The organism is Pseudomonas sp. F2, assembly GCF_057174385.1.
On record NZ_CM169904.1, the window covers coordinates 1,550,215 to 1,569,907 of the forward strand.

General features: G+C 60.0%; 16 protein-coding genes. 12 read left to right on the forward strand and 4 right to left on the reverse strand.

The genetic code is table 11. The features are described 5' to 3' along the window. Positions 1 to 30 precede the first annotated feature (30 nt). From AC193Q_RS06720 to AC193Q_RS06735, 4 genes are read right to left on the reverse strand one after another with little or no spacing between them, the layout of a single operon-like run. Entirely contained in the window at positions 31 to 1,245 is a 1,215-nt protein-coding gene (locus tag AC193Q_RS06720) for a hybrid sensor histidine kinase/response regulator (RefSeq protein WP_041064291.1), read from the reverse strand. Continuing rightward, positions 1,239 to 1,832 carry a chemotaxis protein CheB gene (locus AC193Q_RS06725; protein ID WP_483879324.1) on the reverse strand — a complete coding sequence of 198 codons (594 nt, stop codon included), beginning with the start codon at positions 1,830 to 1,832 and terminating at the stop codon, positions 1,239 to 1,241. Before AC193Q_RS06725 ends, AC193Q_RS06720 begins: the two co-directional genes overlap by 7 nt. Next, a complete protein-coding gene (locus AC193Q_RS06730; protein WP_041064296.1) occupies positions 1,829 to 2,662 on the reverse strand; it encodes a CheR family methyltransferase in 834 nt (277 codons plus the stop codon). Before AC193Q_RS06730 ends, AC193Q_RS06725 begins: the two co-directional genes overlap by 4 nt. Next, complete coding sequence (locus tag AC193Q_RS06735) at positions 2,662 to 6,162, reverse strand: response regulator (RefSeq protein WP_483879325.1); 3,501 nt, start codon at positions 6,160 to 6,162, stop codon at positions 2,662 to 2,664. The genes AC193Q_RS06730 and AC193Q_RS06735 overlap by 1 nt, the downstream gene beginning before the upstream one ends. Before the next feature lie 261 nt (positions 6,163 to 6,423). Between AC193Q_RS06735 and AC193Q_RS06740 the strand changes: the two genes are divergently transcribed. The 12 genes from AC193Q_RS06740 to AC193Q_RS06795 all read left to right on the forward strand — a co-directional run bounded on the left by AC193Q_RS06740 (position 6,424) and on the right by AC193Q_RS06795 (position 19,620). Next, positions 6,424 to 6,786: a response regulator gene (locus AC193Q_RS06740; RefSeq protein WP_041064307.1), complete on the forward strand. Its 363-nt coding sequence runs from the start codon at positions 6,424 to 6,426 to the stop codon at positions 6,784 to 6,786. 82 nt (positions 6,787 to 6,868) lie between these two features. After that, positions 6,869 to 8,161, forward strand: a complete 1,293-nt coding sequence (locus AC193Q_RS06745) for a glycosyltransferase family 4 protein (protein ID WP_121185606.1) — start codon at positions 6,869 to 6,871, stop codon at positions 8,159 to 8,161. 147 nt (positions 8,162 to 8,308) lie between these two features. After that, entirely contained in the window at positions 8,309 to 9,178 is an 870-nt protein-coding gene (locus AC193Q_RS06750; protein ID WP_121185608.1) for a phosphatidylinositol-specific phospholipase C domain-containing protein, read from the forward strand. 68 nt (positions 9,179 to 9,246) lie between these two features. Next, positions 9,247 to 10,152 carry an AraC family transcriptional regulator gene (locus AC193Q_RS06755; RefSeq protein WP_041064319.1) on the forward strand — a complete coding sequence of 302 codons (906 nt, stop codon included), beginning with the start codon at positions 9,247 to 9,249 and terminating at the stop codon, positions 10,150 to 10,152. Positions 10,153 to 10,385: 233 nt separating this feature from the next. Continuing rightward, the gene (locus tag AC193Q_RS06760; protein ID WP_121185610.1) at positions 10,386 to 11,696 is read left to right on the forward strand and encodes an ABC transporter substrate-binding protein; all 1,311 of its coding nucleotides are present in this window, start codon (positions 10,386 to 10,388) and stop codon (positions 11,694 to 11,696) included. Between the two features lie 173 nt (positions 11,697 to 11,869). Then, positions 11,870 to 12,796: a carbohydrate ABC transporter permease gene (locus AC193Q_RS06765; RefSeq protein WP_047294620.1), complete on the forward strand. Its 927-nt coding sequence runs from the start codon at positions 11,870 to 11,872 to the stop codon at positions 12,794 to 12,796. 8 nt (positions 12,797 to 12,804) lie between these two features. Then, positions 12,805 to 13,635, forward strand: a complete 831-nt coding sequence (locus tag AC193Q_RS06770) for a carbohydrate ABC transporter permease (protein WP_121185612.1) — start codon at positions 12,805 to 12,807, stop codon at positions 13,633 to 13,635. A 123-nt stretch (positions 13,636 to 13,758) separates the two neighbouring features. After that, positions 13,759 to 14,862 (forward strand): ABC transporter ATP-binding protein, encoded by a 1,104-nt coding sequence (locus tag AC193Q_RS06775; protein ID WP_108182783.1) that lies wholly within the window; start codon positions 13,759 to 13,761, stop codon positions 14,860 to 14,862. 17 nt (positions 14,863 to 14,879) lie between these two features. Continuing rightward, entirely contained in the window at positions 14,880 to 16,355 is a 1,476-nt protein-coding gene (locus AC193Q_RS06780) for a mannitol dehydrogenase family protein (protein WP_121185614.1), read from the forward strand. Between the two features lie 152 nt (positions 16,356 to 16,507). Continuing rightward, positions 16,508 to 18,004, forward strand: a complete 1,497-nt coding sequence (gene xylB, locus AC193Q_RS06785) for a xylulokinase (protein WP_483879326.1) — start codon at positions 16,508 to 16,510, stop codon at positions 18,002 to 18,004. Between the two features lie 13 nt (positions 18,005 to 18,017). After that, positions 18,018 to 18,956, forward strand: coding sequence for a carbohydrate kinase family protein (locus AC193Q_RS06790; protein WP_121185618.1), 939 nt, complete (start codon positions 18,018 to 18,020; stop codon positions 18,954 to 18,956). A gap of 46 nt (positions 18,957 to 19,002) precedes the next feature. Further along, positions 19,003 to 19,620: a transglycosylase SLT domain-containing protein gene (locus tag AC193Q_RS06795; protein ID WP_371260334.1), complete on the forward strand. Its 618-nt coding sequence runs from the start codon at positions 19,003 to 19,005 to the stop codon at positions 19,618 to 19,620. Positions 19,621 to 19,693 lie beyond the last annotated feature (73 nt).

Consider the following 19,693-nt stretch of genomic DNA (forward strand, 5'->3'; position numbering starts at 1 on the left):
CGGTCAATAGCTGCTGATACGACCGTGCGGTCACTCAGAGGTTGCGTCGGATATGCCGTTTTCCTGGATTGGCAGACAAACGCGAAACAGGGCGCCTTCGTTGATTTGACTCTCGACGACGATGGAACCGCCATGGGCGGCGACGATCTGCTCGGAAATGAACAGACCCAGCCCGAGACCAGCCACTACCGTCTTGGCGGAAACCCGTTCGAACTGTTGAAAAATACGCTTCTGATTCTCTTCACTGATGCCGATGCCGCGGTCCTGAACCTCGACCCGCGCCTCATCACCTTCACGGTACACCCGCACCTGGATAGGGCTGCGACCGCCGTAGCGCAGAGCATTGGTCAGCAGGTTGGACACCACCTGCTCAATGCGGAACTCGTCCCAATAACCCTCCACCGGCCCGGACGCAGTGAACGACACTTCGGTCTCGGCGGCTTCTATCTGCTGGGCGAAATTCTGCAGCAGGTTGCTCACCAGTTGCACCAGATCGAACCGCTCCGGACGGATCGACAACTTGCCAGTACGAATCCGCGAGACGTCGAGCATGTCTTCGATCAGACGGATCAGGCTTTTGATCTGGCGCTCGTCGCGATCGACCATCGCGTGCATCTTGTCGAGGGTGAACGCCGCAGCGTTGTCCCGGGCCAGGTGCATCTTGCGCAATTGGGTTTCGAGTATCAGGCCATTGAGCGGCGTGCGGACTTCGTGGGCGACGATTGACATGAAGTCATCGCGCATACGCACCGCCTGCTCCAGTTCCAACTGAGTGCTCTGCAGCTGTTGCAGCAGCGCTTCCTGCTCGCGGCGGGCCTGCTCCAGGGCTTCGACCTGTTGCTTCATGGCCTTGCTCTGGCGGTACAGGTCGACGAACACGTTGACCTTGCTCTTCACCGCGTGAATGTCCAGCGGCTTGTGCAGGAAGTCCACCGCCCCGCTCTCGTAGCCCTTGAACGCGTAATTGAGTTCGCGGCCGGCGGCGCTGACGAAAATGATCGGGATGTTTTTGGTTTTCTCGGTGCCGCGCATCAACTCGGCGAGTTCAAAGCCGTTCATGCCCGGCATCTGTACATCGAGGATGGCCATGGCGAACTCGTGTTGCAGCAGCAGCGAAAGTGCTTCGTCCGCCGACAGCGCCTTGTACACCGTGCGGTCCTCGCGCTTGATCAGCGCTTCGAGGGCCAGCAGGTTCTCCGGCAGATCGTCGACGATCAGCAATTTGGCCTGGATATTACTCAGCATGCGATTCGTTCCAGCTCGACAAGCAGACGGCCGATGCCGTGAATGGGTAGGACATGGTCAGGCTGCTGAATCTTCAGCGCAGCCAGAGGCATGGTGGCGACCTGCGCGTCCTGCGGGTCTTGAACAATGGTCAGTCCGCCGCGCCGTTTGACTTGCGCCAGACCGCGAGCACCATCGTGATTGGCACCGGTCAGCAACACGGCAGCCAAGGTTGCGCCGTAAGCATCAGCGGCGGATTCAAACAGGTAATCAATGGCTGGCCGGGAATGGTGCACGCGGTCTTCAAGACTCAGCGACAGACTGCGATCCTGCTCAACCGACAGGTGGTAACCGGGTGTCGCGAAGTAAACCGTACCGGGAGCGATGTCCTGTTTGTCGGTCGCCTCTTCCACCGGCAGCATCAACCGTCGGGCGAATACTTCGGCCAACTGGCTGCGGCGCTCTTCCGGCAGGTGCAACACGACAATGATTGGCAGCACATAGCCTTGGCGCAGCGGCGCGAGCAGGGTCAGCAGGGCCTCGACCCCACCAGCCGAAGCGCCGACCACGATGGCCTCGACACAAGGCAAATCCAAGGCATCGTTCATAATTTGCGGTAGATCCGTTCTTGTTTGACCAGCGGCTCGAACTGATTCGAGTAGCCGGAAAAATCCAGCGTTTCCTTGCTGCCCAGCACCAGAAAGCCACGGTGGCACAGCGATTCATGAAACAGACCGAAGGCACGGTCCTGAAGTTTCTTGTTGAAGTAAATCAGTACGTTGCGGCAGGAAATCAATTGAGTTTCGGAGAACACACTGTCGGTCGCCAGGCTGTGATCGGCAAAGGTCACGTTCTCGCACAGGCTCTTGTCGAAAATCGCGTAGCCGTAGGCTGCGGTGTAGTAATCGGCGAAGGAGCGCTGGCCGCCGGCCTGCTGATAATTGGCGGTGTAGGCGCGCACGTTCTCCATTGAGAAAATCCCCTGCTTGGCCTTGTCCAGCGAGCGCGGGTTGATGTCGGTGGCGTAGATGATCGTACGCTCGAGCAGGCCTTCCTCGCGCAGCAGAATCGCCATCGAATAGACCTCCTCACCGGTGCTGCAGCCGGCGATCCAGATCTTCAGCGACGGGTAGGTACGCAACAGCGGCACCACTTCCTGGCGGATCGCCAGAAAGTGCGACGGATCGCGAAACATCTCGCTGACCGGGATCGTCAGCAGTTGCAGCAGCTGCATGAACGCAGTCGGATCGTGCAGCACTTTCTCCTGCAACGCCGAGATCGTCGCGCACTCGAACTGGCTCAAGGCGTGCTGCACCCGGCGCTTGATCGAAGCGCCCGAGTAATCACGAAAATCGTAGCTGTACTTGAGGTAGATCGCCTCAATCAACAAGCGTAATTCGATTTCGCTGTTGCGCTCCACGGAGTGACTGCTGTCCACTAAATGCGTTCCATCTTCGGTAACCACACGCGAATCAACGAGAACAGGCGATCCAGGTCGATGGGCTTGGCCAGGTAATCGTTGGCGCCCGCCTGCAGGCAGCGCTCCTGATCGTCCTTCATGGCCTTGGCCGTCACCGCAATGATCGGCAGCTTGCGCCAGCGCGGATCCTTGCGGATCTCAATAGTGGCTTCAAAGCCATCCATCTCCGGCATCATCACATCCATCAACACCAGATCGATGTCCTCGACTTCATTCAACTTATCAATCGCTTCGCGACCATTACGGCCGATCACCACGACTGCACCTTTGTGTTCCAGCGCACTGGTCAGGGCGAAGATGTTGCGTACGTCGTCGTCCACTAGCAACACCTTGCGGCCTTCGAAGACCTTGTCGCGACTGCGGGCGGTCTTGAGCATCTTCTGCCGTTCATGGGACAACTGCGATTCGACTTTGTGCAGAAAGAGTGTGACCTCATCCAGCAGCCGTTCCGGGGAGCGCGCGCCCTTGATGATGATCGAACGCGAATACTTGCGCAGCTCGGCTTCTTCATCGCGGGTCAGATTGCGCCCGGTGTAGACGATCACTGGCGGGAACGAGCAGATGTCCTCGGTGGACATGCGCTTGAGCAGATCGTTGCCGAGCATGTCGGGCAACTTCAGGTCGATCACCATGCAGTCGTAGATCGTGGTACGCAGTTTCTCCAGCGCATCCTGCGCCAGACCGACGGCCGTGATCTCGATGTCATCGTCACCAATCAGGCGGGCAATGCTTTCGCGCTGCAGATCGTCATCTTCGACCAGCAGCACGCGTTTGACTTTCTGGGTCAGCTTGGCTTCGAGACGGGCGAACACGTCCTTGAGCTCTTCACGGGTGGTCGGCTTGACCGCATAACCGATCGCGCCCATGTGCATCGCCGCTTCAACGCGGTCCTCGACCGAGATCACATGCACCGGGATGTGCCGGGTTCCGGCATGTTCTTTCAGGCGTTGCAGCACGGTCAGCCCGGAATGGTCCGGCAGACGCATGTCGAGCAGGATCGCATCCGGTACGAATTCGCGAGCCAGGTCGTAACCTTCGTCGGCACCGTGAGCCACCAGGCACTGGTAACCCAGTTCGTGGGCCAGATCGTAAAGAATGTGGGCGAAATTCGGCTCGTCCTCCACCACCAGAATGCAGCGCGTGGCGAACGGTGCCTTGCCACGGTCGTCGGCAAAGCGCGGGATGTGCACCGGGGCCATGGGCGAAACCGCAATCGACGGCGGCGCCACCGGGGCCGGACTCGATACCGGCGGCGGCGTAAAGGACAACGGCGCGGACGGTGTGTCGCCCGGCTCGCTGTATTGCTGTGGCAACACCAGGGTGAACACGCTGCCCTGGCCCGGCGCGCTGCTGACGCTGATCGAGCCGCCGAGCAAGGCCGCCAGATCCCGCGAAATCGACAGACCAAGGCCAGTGCCACCGTACTTGCGGTTGGTGGTGCCGTCAGCCTGGCGGAACGCTTCGAAGATACTTTCCTGCTGATCCGCGGCGATACCGATCCCCGAATCGCGCACGATGAAGGCAATACGCTCGTCTGGCTGGCCGGCGATGGTCAGGCTGACCGCGCCGTGCTCGGTGAACTTCACGGCGTTGGACAGCAAGTTCTTGATCACCTGCTCCAGGCGCTGGCGGTCGGTGTACAGCATGATCGGCGCATCCGGCTGCAACTCGACGCTGAAGGTCAATTGCTTGTCCGCCGCCAGCGGCTCGAACACGCTGCGCAGGCCGTCGGCCAGCCGCGCGACACTGGTGTTTTCCGGGATCACTTCCAATTTGCCAGCCTCGACCTTGGAAATGTCGAGAATGTCGTTGATCAGGTTCAGCAAATCGTTGCCGGCGGAATAGATCGACTCGGCGAACTTGACCTGTTCGGCCGTCAGGTTGTCCTGCGGGTTCTCGGCCAGCAGCTTGGCGAGGATCAGCGAACTGTTCAGCGGCGTGCGCAGTTCGTGGGACATGTTGGCGAGGAATTCGGACTTGTACTTGCTCGAGCGCTGCAGCTCCTCGGCGCGCTCTTCAAGCTGCACCTGAGCCTGATTGAGCTCGGTGTTCTTCTGGTCCATGGCGTCGCGCTGCTCGGCCAGGGTTTGCGCCTGTTCGGCCAACTGCTCGTTGGTCTGTTCCAGCTCGACTTGCTGGGTTTCCAGATGCGCCTGGGATTCCTTGAGAATCCGCGACTGTTCTTCGAGCTCTTCGTTGGCGGTTTTCAGCTCTTCCTGCTGCACCTGCAACTCTTCGTTGAGCTGCTGGGTTTCGGCCAGCACTTCCTGCAGACGCTGGCGATAACGCGCCGCTTCGATCGAGGTGCCGATGTTGCCGGCAATCAGTTCCAGCAAATCGATATCGCGGTCGGTGAGCGGACGCAGGAAGCCCAGCTCGATCACGCCGTTGACCCGGTCGTCATCACTGGTCGGCACCACCAGCACACTGCGCGGCAGGCCCGCGCCCAGGCCGGAGCTGACCTTGAAGTAGTCGGCCGGAACCGAATCCAGCCGAATCAGTTGCCCCTGCTGGGCCACCTGGCCGACGATGCCTTCGCCGCTGTAGATCTGCTGATCCTTTTCTTCCTGCTCGCGGGAGAACCCGTAGGACGCCACGCGCTTGAGGCCGCCGTGTTCTTCACGCACGTACAGCGCCGCCACCGCCGTGCCGAGGTATTGCGCGCAGAACTGCAGAATATTGCGCCCCAGCAGGTTCAGCGTCAGTTGCCCCAGCACCTGCTCCGCCAGCTCGGTCTGGCCGCTGCGCATCCATGCCTGGCGTTCCAGCCGCTCGGCGCTGGCCTGTTGCGCGGCGAGAGTGGCGCTGTAGCTGTCAGACAGACGAACCAGATCACGGCGACCGACATACGCCAGCAAACCGCTGATCCCGGCGATGAACAGCAGGTACAGGGTGATGCTCCAGATTGTGGTGCGGCGCACCTCTTCGTTGCGCGTGGTGCGCAACTGCTGCTCCATGTCGATCACGTCTTCGAATTGCTTGCGGATCTCGTCGGTCAAGCGCTTGCCGCGCCCGGCCTTGACCGCACCCCGGTAATCACCGCTGGTGCGCTGCAGATCGATCATCGATTGTGCGTAGTTGGCCCACTCGATCTGCAACGCCTGCAAACGACGCAGACGATCGGTCTGCACCGGGTTGTCGGCGGTCAGTTCGAGCAAGGTGTTGAGGGCCACATTGATCCGCGGCTTGGCGGTCTCGTATGGGTCGAGGAAATGCTCATCGCCACTGAGCAGGAAGCCGCGCATGCCGGTTTCCAGATCAACCGTGAGTTTCACCGCTTCGTTGGCGTTATTGATGACGCGATCGGTGTGCTCCACCCACTGGATCACCGACAGCAGATAAGTAATCAGGGATACAAAGAACACGGCGCTGAGTGCGCCAACGCCCAGCGGCAATCCGATGTTGCGCGTCAGGAGTTTGCGAAACCGTGTTTCATCAATCGAAGACGGAGTGGGCATGGGGCGGCCTTGTCGAACTGTCGAAACCCGGGAGTTTGCCCCAAAACGGTCGTATGGATCCATTTTTCTGACTGCTTTGGCAGCAATTTCCTACATTTTCCTGCGCTTACCGAGCACCAACCGTTATCCTTGCGCCGCGAAGAGCAGCTAATCTTTTTTCCGTTGAATCGGGAACTTGTGGCCATGCGCCACTTACTCATGCAAGAGCCCGGCATTTTCGACCGGTCGCCATTCCGATTTCCTTTTTTTGAGAGCACCCATATGTCCACCCCAGCGCCCACCATCCTTGTAGTAGAAGACGACGACATCGTACGCATGCTCATCGTCGATGTGCTGGAGGAACTGGAGTTCAGTGTGCTGGAGGCGGACGACGGTGAGTCTGCGCTGAATATTCTCGGGGATCAGAGCAAGGGTATCGACTTGATGATGACCGATTACGGCCTGCCGGGCATGACAGGCAGTGAACTGGCCGGCAAGGCACGTGAACTCCGCGCCACCCTGCCCGTCCTGTTTGCCAGCGGTTACGCCGAAAACATCGACGTACCTGCCGGCATGCACGTGATCGGCAAACCGTTCTCCATCGATCAATTGCGTGACAAGGTCAAGGGCATCCTGGGCCAGTGATTGGCCTTGATCCGGCAGCGGCTGCAGATGTGCTCTAATTGCGCGCCATTTTTAGCCGCCTGCCTGCAAGGAACACCTGTCAATGACTGCATCCCCCGCCACCAAAGTTCTGGTCATCGGTTACGTCTGGCCCGAACCGCGCTCTTCGGCAGCCAGCGGGCATGTGATGCAGATCCTCGAGACGTTCCTGCAGCAAGGCTGGGACATCACCTTCAGCAGCCCGGCGGGCCCGGGCGAGCACAAGGCTGATCTGACGGCACTGGGCATCCGTGAGGTGCCGATCGAACTCAACAACAGCAGCTTCGATGTTTTCATCCGTGAACTGGCGCCGGATATCGTGCTGTTCGACCAGTTCATGATGGAAGAGCAATTCGGCTGGCGCGTCGAGAAGCAATGCCCGGATGCCTTGCGGGTGCTGGAGACTTCCGACCTGCAGAGCCTGCGCCACGCCCGCCACCAACGGCTCAAGGAACGCTTGAAAGACGATCCGGACAATCAGGACTTCAGCGCACTGTTCGCGCCGGCGCTGCGCGAAGAGTTCGAGTTGATGGCCGATACCGATCTGGCCAAGCGGGAAATCGCCGCGTTGTACCGCTGCGATCTGAATCTGATGATTTCCGAAGTGGAAATCCAGTTGCTGGTCGAACAGTTTCAAGTCCCTGGCGAACTGCTGCACTGGTGCCCGCTGATGCTCGACCCCCCGCGCGGTTCGTTCATTCCCTTTGAAGAGCGCGCGCACTTTCTGAGTATTGGCAACTTCCGTCACGCGCCCAACTGGGACGCCGTGCTGTGGATGAAGACTGCTGTCTGGCCGCTGATCCGCCAGCAATTGCCCGGCGCTCAACTGCATATCTACGGTGCCTATACGCCGCCCAAAGCCACAGCCCTGCACAACGCGGCGCAGGGGTTTCATGTGATGAACTGGGCAGAAGATGCGCTGCAAGTGATGGCGCAAGCCCGGGTTTGCCTGGCGCCTTTGCGTTTTGGTGCGGGAATCAAGGGCAAGCTCGTCGATGCGATGCTCTGCGGTACACCCAATGTCACCACGCCAATCGGCGCCGAAGGCATGGGCGGTGCGCTGTCATGGCCGGGTGAAGTGGCGCTGTCGGCCCAGGCCCTGGCCGATGCCGCGGTCGCTCTGCACGAAGACCAACAGCGCTGGACTGACGCACAGCAGGCCGGCGTCGCGTTGTTGAACGCGCGCTATCGGCAGGCTGATCACGGCCCGGCGCTGATCGCTCGCCTGCAAGATTGTCGCGATAACTTGTCAGCATTACGGCGCGCCAACTTTACTGGCAGCATGTTGCGTCACCACTTGCACAAAAGTACCCAATACATGGCGCAGTGGATCGAAGCCAAAAACCAGAAAAGTTGATAAAACCAAAACTGAGAAAGCGCAGCACCAACACTTTGCAAAGAGTGCTGACTTGTACTTTTTTCCGCTTGCATCAAAGAATAACTTCCGAACTGACCAAACAATGCGACTGGTCGGAATAAAACTTTATCTGCAACGGAATGCACCATGAGCAACTACCCTTTAAAAAACTGGATGGCGTCCGCACCCGGTATCGACCAACTGACCCTGGGCGAAGTGGTCTGGCCCGGAGCCCATAACGCCGGGCTGGATTACGATTTTTCGTATCCGGCGTATCTGCAGCCGGCAAAAAACTGGTTTGTCTGCCAGGATGGCCCGTTCATTCAGCAACTTAACGAAGGCGTTCGCGCTTTCGACGTGCGCCTGCATGCCGATGAACACTGGCTGGGCATCAAGAAGTTCCATACGTTTCATGGCTTGAAACTGTTCCGTGGACGTGCCTTGAGCGAACTTGTCAAAAGTCTCAACGTTTTCCTCAGTGATAACCCGAACGAGTTCATCGTATTGGACATACATGAACTCAAGGGCATCAATAATCAACCATTCGATTACAAGGGCTTGCATGAAGTGATCAGCACGGAACTGGCTTCGCGGCTTATTCCCAGAAACAACAGCCAGCTGACCATTGAACAACTTAAAAGGATCAGTCCGGTACAACGAGTGGTGCTGGCAAGCGACTCGCACCCCGACTTCAGGTCGCCCCTGTACTGGCCGCAAATCCGTCATGAGTGGAGCGGTTCAGATATCACCTCTGCCGAGCAACTCAAGCAACACATCACACGAACACTGGCCAATCCGCCGCCGTCCGGCAGCCTCTGGTCGTTATCGGCCACCAGCTATGGCGAACTGGCCGGCGTAAAGCGGATCACCCACGAACTCAATCAATGGTTTGGCCCGGACTCGGGCTGGGCGCCAAAGTGCAGCATTATCAATGCCGATTTCGTCGGTGCCACGCAGCTGGCGGAATATTGCCAGCAGATCAACCACGCCAAAGGTCTGGTCAAGGCCCGGGGTTGAGGTGCTGGAACTGTCCGTGACGCGCGTGCATGATGAGCATCCGGACATAACAACAGAACGTATCGGACATGACTCGGGCTACCAGAATCACTGATCCCTCCTACGAGCTGATGGACGATCATAACGGGTTGTCCATCATCTACCGTCAGCATGGTTTTCCCTGCCCATTAGTGCGCTGGCACTTTCACAAGGAATACGAACTGCACCTGATCGTCGCCAGTTCCGGCAAGGTCTTCATCGGCGACTACATCGGCAACTTTTATCCGCAAACGCTGTTCCTTACCGGGCCCAATCTGCCGCACAACTGGATCAGCCAGGTAGCCGAAGACGAAGTGGTGGAAAAGCGCGACATGCTGGTGAACTTCACCGATGAGTTGTTCGACAGCGGGCACCAGGTGTTTGCCGAACTCAAGACTCTGGCGCCGCTGCTGGAGCGCGCGCAATACGGCATCGAGTTTCGCGACAAAGACACGATCCGCCAGGCCATGACGCTGATGCAGCGAATTGCCGATACACGCGGTATCACTCGTCTGGGGCATTTTTTCATTCTGATGGAGTTGCTGGCGGCGACAGACGACTATCAGTTGCTGTCCGGCGCCACCAACACGCAACTGGCCGACGAGCACAATATCGACCGCACCAACCGCGCCGTCGATTTCATCTTCGACCATTACGCCCGGGAGCTGACCCTGGAAGAAGTCGCCGAGCATCTGGGGATGAAGCCGACCTACTTCAGTCGCGTATTCAAACAGGCCACCGGGCGCAACTTCATCGAGTTCGTCAATCGCCTGCGCATCAGCAAATCCTGCGAACTGCTGGCCGACGGCGACAAGCCAGTGACCGAGGTGTGTTTCGAGTCGGGGTTCAACAATATTTCCAACTTCAATCGGCGCTTCCAGCAACTCAAGGGCATGACGCCTTCACACTATCGACGCCTCGCGGTGCAGCGCCTGACCGAACAGAATCACGCTTGATAGCCACATCAAAAGATCGCAGCCTGCGGCAGCTCCTACACCGATCCCTGTAGGAGCTGCCGCAGGCTGCGATCTTTTTTGCCAGTGCAAAAAAGTATCGGTTCAAGTGCGATGGATGATTTGTCAGCCTGTCGATTGAGGGCTGTAATCAGCACACATTCTTCCTGCACAGGAAGACACAAAAACAATAACTGTCCTTCTGCTTCCCAACGGACGCAGAAAAGGAGTGCACGATGCAACCCACTGCAAAAGCTCTGCTTGCCCTCACTTGCATGACCCTCAGCAGCGTCAGCCTTGGCGCCCAGACCCTGACCATCGCTACCGTCAACAACAGCGACATGATCCGCATGCAAAAACTCTCGAAAACCTTCGAGGCCGAGCATCCGGAGATCAAGCTCAATTGGGTGGTGCTGGAAGAAAACGTGTTGCGCCAACGCCTGACCACCGACATCGCCACCCAGGGCGGGCAGTTCGATGTGTTGACCATTGGCATGTACGAAGCCGCACTCTGGGGCGCCAAAGGCTGGCTGGAACCGATGAAGGACTTGCCGGCCAGTTACGGCCTCGACGATGTGTTCCCGTCAGTGCGCGAAGGGCTCTCGGTCAAGGGCTCGCTGTACGCTTTGCCGTTCTACGCCGAAAGCTCCATCACCTATTACCGCACCGACCTGTTCAAGGACGCCGGCCTGACCATGCCCGAGCGTCCGACCTGGGAACAGATCGCCGGCTTCGCCGAAAAACTCACCAACAAGGACAAAGAGCAATACGGCATCTGCTTGCGCGGCAAGGCCGGCTGGGGCGAGAACATGGCGCTGATCACCACCGTCGCCAATGCCTACGGCGCGCGCTGGTTCGATGAGAAATGGCAGCCGGAATTCAATGGCCCGGAGTGGAAAAACGCGCTGAACTTCTACGTCGACACCATGAAGAAATCCGGCCCGCCGGGCGCTTCCAGCAACGGTTTCAACGAGAACCTCGCGCTGTTCAACAGTGGCAAGTGCGCGATGTGGGTGGATGCGTCTGTCGCCGGTTCGTTCGTCACCGACAAGACCCAGAGCAAGGTCGCCGATCACGTCGGCTTCACCTTCGCCCCGCATCAGATCACCGACAAGGGCTCGGCATGGTTGTACTCGTGGGCACTGGCGATTCCGACCAGCTCCAAGGCCAAGGACGCCGCCAAGGCCTTCAGTGCCTGGGCGACCTCCAGGGAATACGGCGAGCTGGTGGCCAAGACCGACGGCATCGCCAACGTGCCGCCAGGCACCCGCGCCTCGACCTACAGCGATGCTTACATGAGCGCGGCGCCGTTCGCCAAAGTCACGCTGGAATCGCTCAAGGCCGCTGACCCGAGCAAACCGACGCTGAAACCGGTGCCGTACATCGGCATTCAACTGGTGACCATTCCTGAATTCCAGGGCGTGGGCACCCAGGTCGGCAAGCTGTTCTCGGCAGCGCTGATCGGCCAGACCACGGTGGATCAGGCCTTGGCCGCCGCGCAGCAAACCACCGAACGCGAGATGAAGCGCGCGGGTTATCCCAAGTAACCACTACTTGACCTGTGGGAGCTGGCTTGCCAGCGATGGCGATTGAGCAGCCAACATCAATGTCGGATGTGCCTGCCTCATCGCTGGCAAGCCAGCTCCCACAGGGTTCGCGTCGATGTCAGGACGGTTGTCTTTCCTGAACATGTATCTGCACCCAACCGGTTGTGATCACCATGAATACTTCAACTGCCAAAGCCCACCTCGACCTGGCGCAACCCCAGCGCAAAGTCCGCGTACGCAATCCCGGCTGGTTTCTGGTCAGCCCTTCGGTGGCCCTGTTGCTGCTGTGGATGATCGTGCCGCTGGGCATGACTATTTACTTCTCGATGATTCGCTACAACCTGCTCGATCCGGGGGTGAACGAGTTCGTCGGGCTGGAGAACTTCAGCTATTTCCTCACCGACTCAGGCTTCTTGCCCGGCGCCACCAACACCCTGTTGCTGGTGGGCAGCGTGCTGCTGATCAGCGTGGTGTTCGGTGTGTTGATCAGCGCGTTGCTCGAGGCCAGCGAGTTTCTCGGTCGCGGCATCGTGCGGGTGATGCTGATCTCGCCGTTCTTCATCATGCCCACGGTCGGCGCGCTGATCTGGAAGAACCTGATTTTCCATCCAGTCTCGGGGATTCTCGCCTACGTCTGGCGGCTGTTCGGCGCCGAGCCGGTGGACTGGCTGGCGCACTATCCGCTGCTGTCGATCATCATCATTGTTTCGTGGCAATGGCTGCCCTTCGCGATCCTGATCCTGATGACGGCCATGCAGTCCCTCGACCAGGAACAGAAGGAGGCCGCGCGCCTGGATGGCGCCGGCCCCGTCGCGATCTTCTGGCACCTGACCCTGCCGCACCTGGCGCGGCCGATTGCCGTGGTGGTGATGATCGAAACGATCTTCCTGCTGTCGGTGTTCGCCGAGATTTTCACCACCACCAACGGTGGCCCCGGCTACGCCTCGACCAACCTCGCCTACCTGATCTACAACCAGGCGCTGGTGCAGTTCGACGTCGGCATGGCCTCGGCCGGCGGCTTGATTGCCGTGGTCATCGCCAACATCGCCGCGATCATTCTGGTGCGGATGATCGGCAAAAACCTGACTGACAAAGCCTGAGGCCTGCCATGACCCTTCAACAATCCCGCCGGCTGCAAAGTCTGCTGCTCGGCACTTTGGCCTGGGCCATCGCGATCATCATTTTCTTCCCGATCTTCTGGATGGTGATGACCAGTTTCAAAACCGAAATCGATGCGTTCGCCACGCCGCCGCAGTTCATCTTCACGCCGACGCTGGAGAACTACCTGCACATCAACGAGCGCAGCGACTACTTCAGTTTTGCCTGGAACTCGGTGGTGATCTCGTTCAGTGCCACGGCGCTGTGCCTGCTGATCGCGGTGCCCGCCGCCTACTCGATGGCGTTCTACGAAACCCAGCGCACCAAGGGCACGCTGCTGTGGATGCTCTCGACCAAGATGCTGCCGCCGGTAGGTGTGCTGATGCCGATCTACCTGCTGGCCAAGAGTTTCGGCCTGCTTGATACGCGCATCGCGCTGATCGTGATCTACACGCTGATCAACCTGCCGATCGTGGTCTGGATGGTTTACACCTACTTCAAGGACATCCCCAAGGACATCCTCGAAGCTGCCCGCCTCGACGGCGCCACCCTCGCCCAGGAAATGCTCCGCGTGCTGCTGCCGATCGCCAAGGGCGGCCTGGCCTCGACCGTGCTGCTGTCGCTGATCCTGTGCTGGAACGAGGCGTTCTGGTCGCTGAACCTGACGTCGTCGAAAGCCGCGCCACTGACCGCGTTGATCGCCTCGTACTCCAGCCCCGAAGGCTTGTTCTGGGCCAAGTTGTCAGCGGTCTCGACCCTGGCCTGTGCGCCGATCCTGATCTTTGGCTGGATCAGCCAGAAACAACTGGTGCGCGGCCTCTCATTTGGCGCCGTGAAATGAATCAAAAGCAAAAGATCGCAGCCTGCGGCAGCTCCTACACAGTATGAGCCATCCCGCTGTAGGAGCTGCCGCAGGCTGCGATCTTTTGATCTTAAAAAAACAACAATGCGGAGGCCCATCACCATGGCCAACCTGAAAATCAAAAATCTGCAAAAAGGCTTCGAAGGCTTCTCCATCATCAAGGGCATCGACCTTGAGGTGAACGACAAGGAGTTCGTGGTCTTCGTCGGCCCGTCCGGCTGCGGCAAATCCACCTTGCTGCGGCTGATCGCCGGTCTGGAAGAAGTCAGCGGCGGCACCATCGAACTCGATGGCCGCGACATCACCGAAGTCAGTCCGGCCAAGCGCGATCTGGCGATGGTGTTCCAGACCTACGCGCTGTACCCGCACATGACCGTGAAAAAGAACATGTCGTTCGCCCTTGATCTGGCCGGCGTGCCAAAAGCCGAAGTCGAGAAAAAGGTCGGCGAAGCGGCGCGGATTCTCGAACTGGGGCCGATGCTCGAACGCAAGCCGAAACAGCTCTCCGGCGGTCAACGGCAACGGGTTGCCATCGGCCGCGCCATCGTGCGCAATCCGAAAATCTTCCTGTTTGACGAGCCGCTGTCCAACCTCGACGCCGCCCTTCGCGTGCAAATGCGTCTGGAACTGCTGCGCCTGCACAAGGACCTGCAAGCCACGATGATCTACGTGACCCACGACCAGGTCGAAGCGATGACCATGGCTGACAAGGTGGTGGTGCTCAATGGCGGCAAGATCGAGCAGGTCGGCTCGCCGCTGGACCTCTATCACAACCCGGCCAACCTGTTCGTCGCCGGGTTCCTCGGCACGCCGAAAATGGGCTTCCTCAAGGGCAAGATCGCCCGCATTGACAGCCAGAGCTGCGAAGTCTCGCTGGACGCCGGTACACGCATCACCCTGCCGTTCAATGCCGCCAATCTAAGCGTCGGCAGCGCGGTGACCCTGGGCATTCGCCCGGAGCATCTGGAGCTGGCGCAACCGGGCGACTGCACCCTGCAAGTCACCGCCGACGTCAGCGAACGCCTGGGCAGCGACACCTTCTGCCACGTCACCAGCAACGCCGGCGAAGCCCTGACCATGCGCGTGCGCGGTGACTTGGCGAGCCGCTACGGCGAGCAACTGAACCTGCACCTGGACGCCAGCCATTGCCACCTGTTCGACGCCAATGGCGTGGCGCTGACCCGCCCGCTGCGCGCCGCGGCCTGAATTTCGAGACTTGTCCGATGAAACTCAATAAGCAAAATCTGCAGCGCCTCGCCCCCGAGGTGCAACTGCCGGCCTACAGCCTCAGCGACACCCGCCAGGGCATCGCGCACATTGGCGTCGGCGGCTTCCATCGCGCGCATCAGGCGTATTACACCGATGCACTGATGAATACCGGTCAGGCGCTGGACTGGGCAATCTGCGGCGTTGGCCTGCGCACTGAGGACCGCCGTGCCCGCGACGATCTCAAAGAGCAGGATTACCTGTTCACCCTGTTCGAACTCGGCGACAGCGACGACACCGAAGTGCGGGTGATCGGTGCGATTCGCGACATGCTTCTGGCCGAAGACGGCGCGCAGGTGCTGATCGACAAACTCGCCGATCCGCAGATCCGCATTGTCTCGCTGACCATCACCGAGGGCGGTTACTGCATCGACGACAGCAACGGCGAGTTCATGGCGCACCTGCCGCAGATTCAGCACGATCTGGCCCATCCGCTGGCGCCAAAAACCGTGTTCGGCTTCCTCTGTGCGGCGCTGGAAAAACGCCGTGACACGGGCACACCAGCGTTCACGATCATGTCCTGCGATAACCTGCCGCACAACGGCGCGGTCACCCGCAAGGCGTTGCTGGCCTTCGCCACCCTGCGTGACCCGGGGCTGCGTAACTGGATCGCGCAGAACGTCAGTTTTCCCAACGCCATGGTCGATCGCATCACACCGATGACCAGCACCGCGCACCGCCTGCAACTGGCCGACAAACACGGCGTCGACGATGCCTGGCCGGTGGTCTGCGAGCCGTTTGTGCAGTGGGTGCTGGAAGACAAGTTCGTCAACGGTCGCCCGGCCTGGGAACAGGTTGGCGTGCAGTTCACCGATGACGTTTCGCCCTACGAAGAGATGAAGATCAAACTGCTTAACGGCAGCCACCTGGCCCTGACTTACCTGGGTTTTTTGAAGGGCTATCGCTTCGTCCACGAGACCATGAATGACCCACTGTTCGTACGCTACATGCGCGCCTACATGGACCTTGACGTCACCCCGCAACTGGCGCCGGTGCCGGGCATCGACCTGACCGACTACAAGGACACGCTGGTGGCGCGCTTTTCCAATCAGGCGATTGCCGATCAACTGGAGCGGGTGTGTTCGGACGGTTCATCGAAGTTTCCGAAATTCACCATTCCGACGATCAATCGCTTGATTGCCGATGGCCAGGAAACCAGGCGCGCAGCGTTGGTGGTGGCAGCCTGGGCGTTGTATCTGAAGGGCGTCGATGAAAATGGCGACACCTATACGATTCCGGATCCACGGGCGGAATTTTGTCAGGGGCTGGTAGCGGATGATGCGTTGATCACTCAGCGGTTGTTGGCGGTCGAGGAGATTTTCGGCACGGCGATTCCACGTTCGGCGGCATTTGTGGCGGCGTTTGAGTGGTGCTGCAACAGCTTGCGTGAGGTGGGTGTGACGCGCACGCTGGAGCGGGTGCTGGCTGAGTGATGCGGTGAAACCACCGACGCCATCGCTGGCAAGCCAGCTCCCACAGGGTTTTCAATCGTTGATGAATTTTGCGTACAAACGAGAACCTGTGGGAGCTGGCTTGCCAGCGATTGGCTTCACCTTGACTCACCTGACACCCTGAGGACCTCACTGTGACCACCCGACAACTCTTCCTCGGCATCGACTGCGGCACCCAGGGCACCAAGGCGATCATCCTCGATGCGGCCAGCGGTCAGGTGCTCGGCGAAGGCGCCGCCACGCACACGATGATCAGCGGCGCCAATGGTCGCCGCGAGCAGGACACCCGACAGTGGCTCGACGCGTTCGCGCTCGCCTCCCGCCGCGCCCTGCTCGCAGCCAATGTCGACGGTCAGGCGATCCTCGGCATTGGTGTCTCCGGCCAGCAACACGGCCTGGTGCTGCTCGACGATCAGGGCCAGGTGCTGCGCCCGGCCAAGCTGTGGTGCGACACCGAAACCACGGAAGAAAACGAGCGCCTGCTCAAACACCTCGGCGGTGAACAAGGCGCGCTGGAGCGCCTCGGCGTGGTCATCGCGCCGGGCTACACCGTGTCGAAACTGCTGTGGACCAAAGAACAACACCCGGAGGTGTTCTCACGTATTGCGCGGATTCTGCTGCCCCACGATTACCTGAATTTCTGGCTCACCGGGCGCGCCTGCAGCGAGTACGGCGACGCTTCCGGCACCGGCTATTTCAACGTGCGCAGCCGCCAGTGGGACTTGCAGTTGCTGCGTGACATTGACCCCACCGGTCGCCTGCAAGCGGCATTGCCGGAGCTGATCGACGCGCATCAGGCGGTGGGCACGCTGCTGCCAGCGATTGCCGAGCAGTTGGGCCTCAACCCGAATGCACTGGTCGCCAGCGGCGGTGGCGACAACATGATGGGCGCCATCGGTACCGGCAACATTCAGCCCGGGGCGATCACCATGAGCCTCGGTTCCTCCGGCACGGTGTACGCCTACGCCGAGGCGCCGCAGGTCAGCGCGGATGCTTCGGTCGCGACGTTCTGCTCATCCAGCGGCGGCTGGTTGCCGCTGATCTGCACCATGAACCTGACCAACGCCACCGGTGCGATCCGCGAGCTGTTCGACCTCGATCTGCAGCAGTTCAATCAACTCGTGGCCCAAGCGCCCATAGGCGCGGAAGGCGTGAGCATGCTGCCATTCCTCAACGGCGAACGCGTCCCCGCCCTGCCCCACGCCACCGGCAGCCTGCACGGCCTGACCCTGAGCAACCTGACCCAGGCCAATCTGTGTCGCGCCGTGGTCGAGGGTACGACCTTCGGTTTGCGTTATGGACTGGATCTGTTGCGCCGCAATGGTTTACAAAGCCGCAGCATTTGCCTGATCGGCGGCGGCTCGAAAAGTGCGGTGTGGCGGCAGATCGTCGCCGACATCATGAACACCCCGGTGATCTGCACCGAACACAGCGAAGCTGCAGCCCTCGGCGCGGCGATTCAGGCGGCGTGGTGCAAGTCCTGGTCGAACGGCCACGAAAACACGCTGGCCGACCTGTGCCAGCGCTGCGTGAAGCTCGATCTGCACAGTGAAACCCTGCCGGTTGCCGCCCATGTCGCGGCGTTCCAGCAGGCCTATGAACGCTATCAACAGCATGTCGCAACCCTATAAAGAGCAAACAATCATGTATTTGGTGTGTGGCGAAGCCCTGTTCGATTTTTTCAGCGAAGACGATGCCAGCGGTCTGGCTTCGAAGGTGAATTTCAAGGCGATTACCGGCGGCTCGCCGTTCAACGTCGCGGTCGGCTTGCGCCGTTTGGGGGTGGACTCGGCGTTGTTTGCCGGGCTGTCCACCGATTACCTCGGGCGACGTCTGCAGCAGGTGCTGCAGGATGAAGGCGTGCGTGCGGACTACCTAATCGACTTCGCCGCGCCAACCACGCTGGCGATGGTCGCGGTCGGTGCCAACGGGTCGCCGCATTACAGTTTTCGCGGCGAGGGCTGTGCTGATCGCCAATTAAGCCTCGCCCATCTGCCGCAGCTCGGAGATGACGTCCGTGGTCTGCACATCGGCTCGTTCTCGCTGGTGGTACAACCGATCGCCGCCACCCTGCTGACCCTGGTGCAGCGTGAAAGCGGCAAGCGCCTGATCACCCTCGACCCCAACGTGCGCCTCAACCCCGAGCCGAACATCGACCTCTGGCGCGAACGCGTGGCGACCCTGGTGCAACTGGCCGACATGATCAAGGTCAGCGACGAAGACCTGAGCCTGTTGTATCCCGAACAGGACCCACAACGCGTGATCGAAGGCTGGCTGCAGCATCGCTGCCAGTTGGTGTTTCTGACCCGTGGTGGCGAAGGCGCAACGGTGTTCAGTCGCGCCCATGGTTCATGGTCGGTACCAGCGGTTTCAGTGAAAATCGCCGATACCGTCGGCGCCGGCGATACCTTTCAGGCGGCGCTGATCACCTGGCTGACCGAACAAGGTCTGGACTCGGTTGAGGGCGTGCAACAGCTCAGCCGCGAGCAGATCGACGCGATGCTCAGGTTTGCCGTACAGGCGGCCGCCCTTACGTGCAGCAAGACCGGTCCGGATTTGCCCTATCGTCACCAGTTGAACTGAGCGCGTAGACTGTCGGCCTTTTTGCGCGCATGGGGATGACAGTTTGATGTCGGGGCGGACGGCGGGACTTTTGATACTGGCGGGATTACTCAGCGGCTGCGGCACCTCGCCGCCGCGTTCGCCGGAAGACATCTGCGAAATCTTCCGTGAAAAAAGCGACTGGTACGACGCGGCGCAAGTCACGCAAAAGCGCTGGGGCGTGCCGATCCAGGTGCCCTTCGCGATCATGTATCAGGAGTCCGGCTACCGCTACGACGCCAAGACGCCGCGCAAATATCTGTTGTGGGTGATTCCGTGGGGCCGGGTGTCGACGGCCGCCGGCTATGCCCAGGCCAAGGATGAAGTCTGGGCCGATTACCAGAAGAGTACCGGACGCAACTGGGCCGACCGGGAAGACTTCGACGACGCCATCGACTTCGTGGGCTGGTACATGGACAAGACCACCTCAATCAACGGCGTGTACAAATACGACGCCTACAACCAGTACCTGAATTACCACGAAGGCTGGGGCGGCTTCCGCAACAAGACCTACGCCAGCAAGGCCTGGCTGATGCCGACTGCGCGCAAGGTGCAGGCGCGTTCCGACGTGTATGCGCGGCAGTATGCCGGGTGCAAAGAGGATCTGAATCGCGGCTTCTGGAGCCGGTTCTGGCATTGGTTGTAGGCCGCCGAAGATCCCTGTAGGAGCTGCCGCAGGCTGCGATCTTTTGATTTTGTTTTTTACAATCAAGATCAAA

Bases quoted from the DNA above. Each gene is read 5' to 3' on its own strand.
- AC193Q_RS06780 (WP_121185614.1), top strand. From the start codon at position 14,880: ATGAAACTCAATAAGCAAAATCTGCAGCGCCTCGCCCCCGAGGTGCAA.
- AC193Q_RS06760 (WP_121185610.1), top strand. From the start codon at position 10,386: ATGCAACCCACTGCAAAAGCTCTGCTTGCCCTCACTTGCATGACCCTC.
- AC193Q_RS06740 (WP_041064307.1), top strand. From the start codon at position 6,424: ATGTCCACCCCAGCGCCCACCATCCTTGTAGTAGAAGACGACGACATC.
- AC193Q_RS06720 (WP_041064291.1), bottom strand. From the start codon at position 1,245: ATGCTGAGTAATATCCAGGCCAAATTGCTGATCGTCGACGATCTGCCG.
- AC193Q_RS06795 (WP_371260334.1), top strand. From the start codon at position 19,003: ATGTCGGGGCGGACGGCGGGACTTTTGATACTGGCGGGATTACTCAGC.
- AC193Q_RS06750 (WP_121185608.1), top strand. From the start codon at position 8,309: ATGAGCAACTACCCTTTAAAAAACTGGATGGCGTCCGCACCCGGTATC.
- AC193Q_RS06765 (WP_047294620.1), top strand. From the start codon at position 11,870: ATGAATACTTCAACTGCCAAAGCCCACCTCGACCTGGCGCAACCCCAG.
- AC193Q_RS06755 (WP_041064319.1), top strand. From the start codon at position 9,247: ATGACTCGGGCTACCAGAATCACTGATCCCTCCTACGAGCTGATGGAC.
- AC193Q_RS06745 (WP_121185606.1), top strand. From the start codon at position 6,869: ATGACTGCATCCCCCGCCACCAAAGTTCTGGTCATCGGTTACGTCTGG.
- AC193Q_RS06790 (WP_121185618.1), top strand. From the start codon at position 18,018: ATGTATTTGGTGTGTGGCGAAGCCCTGTTCGATTTTTTCAGCGAAGAC.
- AC193Q_RS06775 (WP_108182783.1), top strand. From the start codon at position 13,759: ATGGCCAACCTGAAAATCAAAAATCTGCAAAAAGGCTTCGAAGGCTTC.
- AC193Q_RS06725 (WP_483879324.1), bottom strand. From the start codon at position 1,832: ATGAACGATGCCTTGGATTTGCCTTGTGTCGAGGCCATCGTGGTCGGC.
- AC193Q_RS06770 (WP_121185612.1), top strand. From the start codon at position 12,805: ATGACCCTTCAACAATCCCGCCGGCTGCAAAGTCTGCTGCTCGGCACT.
- AC193Q_RS06735 (WP_483879325.1), bottom strand. From the start codon at position 6,162: ATGCCCACTCCGTCTTCGATTGATGAAACACGGTTTCGCAAACTCCTG.